The organism is Nocardioides sp. P5_C9_2 (genome assembly GCF_054049555.1).
On the sequence record NZ_JBFUMD010000502.1, the window covers coordinates 1 to 2,762 of the forward strand.

At 61.5% G+C, this 2,762-nt stretch carries 3 protein-coding genes; all 3 read left to right on the plus strand.

The window, feature by feature from the left end:
- Positions 1-453: hypothetical protein (locus ACXJKL_RS18810; RefSeq protein WP_457208528.1), on the plus strand; the 453-nt coding region annotated here is incomplete at its 5' end.
- Positions 454-1,523: 1,070 nt separating this feature from the next.
- Positions 1,524-1,988, plus strand: coding sequence for a hypothetical protein (locus ACXJKL_RS18815; RefSeq protein WP_457208529.1), 465 nt, complete (start codon positions 1,524-1,526; stop codon positions 1,986-1,988).
- Positions 1,989-2,244: 256 nt separating this feature from the next.
- The coding region (locus ACXJKL_RS18820) for a hypothetical protein (RefSeq protein WP_457208530.1) at positions 2,245-2,762 on the plus strand (518 nt) is incomplete at its 3' end.

A 2,762-nucleotide genomic window follows, 5' to 3' on the forward strand; every position in this document is an offset into this window, starting at 1 on the left:
GCAGATGTGTCCGACCACTCGACTTTCACCTTCGCTCACGTCGCCCCCGAAGAGGAGCGGGTCAAGGTGTACCTCCCCGCGGCCTTACGGGACGACTTCGAGAACTTCCTCCATGAGGAGGGTTGCGAAACCTCCGAACTCTCTGAGTTTGCGTTCGGAGTTGACGACGTGATCCTTGCGATTGCCCTGGTGGGCGGGCTCCGCGGGTTCGCAACTGTGATGGAAAAGTACTTCTCGCGTCACCAGCACAAAGCGATACTGGTAAGGGCGGGTGACGCGGAGTTCGAGGTGTCGGGCATGAGTGCACGGGAGATGAAGTCCGCTCTCCAGATCGTGACTGAGAAGTTGCAGGAGGAACAGCAACAAGACGATGAGGCTTGGAGCGCGATCCAACAGGAGATACCCACCAAGCCTCAACTGGGCGCTGGCGAAGCAGGCGACCCCGGGCGTTGATCGATCTCTACGAACAGGGAGCGACAAGCGTCGCCGTCAGTCAGAAGGACACAGCCCGACCTCGCGGGCTCGCGACAAAGTTCCTTGGACAGGCAAGCGTGCCGAATAGTCATTGTCCGAGGGTTTCCACCAACGTCAGATGCGCCGGAGTCGTGTCACGGGCCTCTTGGGCCGGTCTGTCCTAAGGTCGGACTCTCACCCCTGCCTCAGAAGGGCCGACATGCCTGCCGCTCACACGGACCGCCGACCAGACGCCCTGAACTGGGCGAAGGAAAATGGATGGACTCACGAGTCCAACACGTTCGATGACGGCCAGATCATCCGCGACATCTTCATGCGCAAGAACCTGACCTTGAGAGCAGTGTGGCTGAGCACCCCCTTCAGCGACGCTATGTGGGCGCGAGGGCTTGTCGCGACGGGTGGCAGAGCAGTGACGATCCCGCGCGTGTCCGGCAGCACCAACCGACCGACGCTAGAGAGCGTGCTGACCCTGCAACACCCGCTGACTCACTAAACTCGGAATCGCATAGGCGCGGATGAGGTGAAGTTGCCGGTGAGTGGCGCGCATCTTGTGCATCCAACGCCGACGACAAGATCACGGGTCGAAAGTTTGCCTGGAGTGACACAACCGGAACGGCGGAGAAACCGATGAAGAGTCCCTTGGAAATGCCGGCCATACGCGTGCCGGTGCGAGTGACTACGGTCGTGGGCATGCGAGCCTTCCGTCCCCTGAACGAGACGGCGATCCTTGAGTCCCTGCACTACCAGGTTCGGCATCTACCCGAGAGGGCACTTTGGATGGGCCGTTACCGGGTCGAGGACATGAGATTGCTGGCTTGGCGGCTCAAGAACGTGGACCTGCCGAACTGGCAGAAGACCCGAGGGAAGTAGACCTGAAAACGGTTCATCAGCGTGCGGCTCCGCATCCCGCGGTTCGGACCGGGGGGTGCAGCCGGTCAAGCGGAAGTGATTAGAGTCGCCCGATGAGTCCGTACCCGTTGTGGAGTTGCTACCCGCAGAACACCCGTCCTCCGGTTTGGGCGACTGACCTCGTGGCTGCGACTGAGGCCGTGAGCACGGTCATTGACACGGCACCAGCGCCTTCAGGAGCAGGTCTTTCAAGCGACTCTGTTCTGTCGATTCTTAGGCCTGGACTCGAGGCGTTGGGCTACGTGGTTGAGAGCGGAAAGTCCGCCCACCAAAAAATCACGAGACCCGTCCTTTTCGGCGAGAACGGCAAGCCCGAAGTGTCCTACGACATCGACGCCTTCCATGACGCGCTGGGTGTCGCGGTCGAAGTGGAAGCGGGGCGAGGGGCCGCTGGTGGCGCTGACTACCGCGACATTGTGCGCACGTCGCTCTTGCTAGACGCGAGGAACTTAGCTCTCTTCATGCCTGCGACATACCACCATCAGAGCGGTGGCAAGCCGCAAGAGAAGCCCGCCTACCGCAACACCCGCAGGCAACTCGACGCCATCTACGCCTCGCGGCGACTGCACTTGCCCTTCGATGGCCTGTTGCTGATCGGCTACTAGCCATCGGCGTCGGCGCGTCGGCATTTGCGGCACGAGTTGGTCAACACGGATGCCAGACGTAGCGTCCAGAGGACGCACGCGAGGGTCCAAGCCAAGCGGTGGCCGATACTGCTGTCAGTCCTTCGTTTGAGGGTTGCAAGGAAGCCCGCGCCGATTCGCCCCGGCGCGGGCTTCTCGATTTCTCGGAATCTCCAAACCGAAACGCGCCGATACTGCCGCAACGCCGTACGTAGTGCGGTAGGGCGAAAGGGCGAACATGAAGCAGAACGAACGTCTGCCGTCCCTTGTGGACGACTCACGCGAGGTAGCACCGATCTGGGGTCACCCACTGCGGATGCTGGTGCACGGCTACGACTGGAAGGGCGCACCGGGGTACACACCCAGGAACTGGAAGCCGCGAAAGGTCTGGGTTACCGAGTACATCGAACGCGTTTGCTACCCCGAGCCGGAGCCTCGCGTGTCCAACAAGAGCACGACGGGCAAGGTTGTTCACTACATGGTTCGGGGCGGCTGGTCCGCGGAGCAGATTCACCATGAGTTGAACCTGCCTGAGAACGTCGGCGGGGCTTACTACCGCTGGCGTTGCAACACCGACGAAGACGGCGGAGAGGCCTTCCTCAGCGCGATGGTCGCGGGTAGTTACCCCGAGCAGGCGGTAGAGGCATGGAGAGAGGACCAGTACTCACGCGGCGTCTCGGCAGGGTTAGACGAGAGGTTCCTCCCCAAGCCCAAGAGTAGGGCTAGGCAACACACTCAACCTGACAATACGGAGTC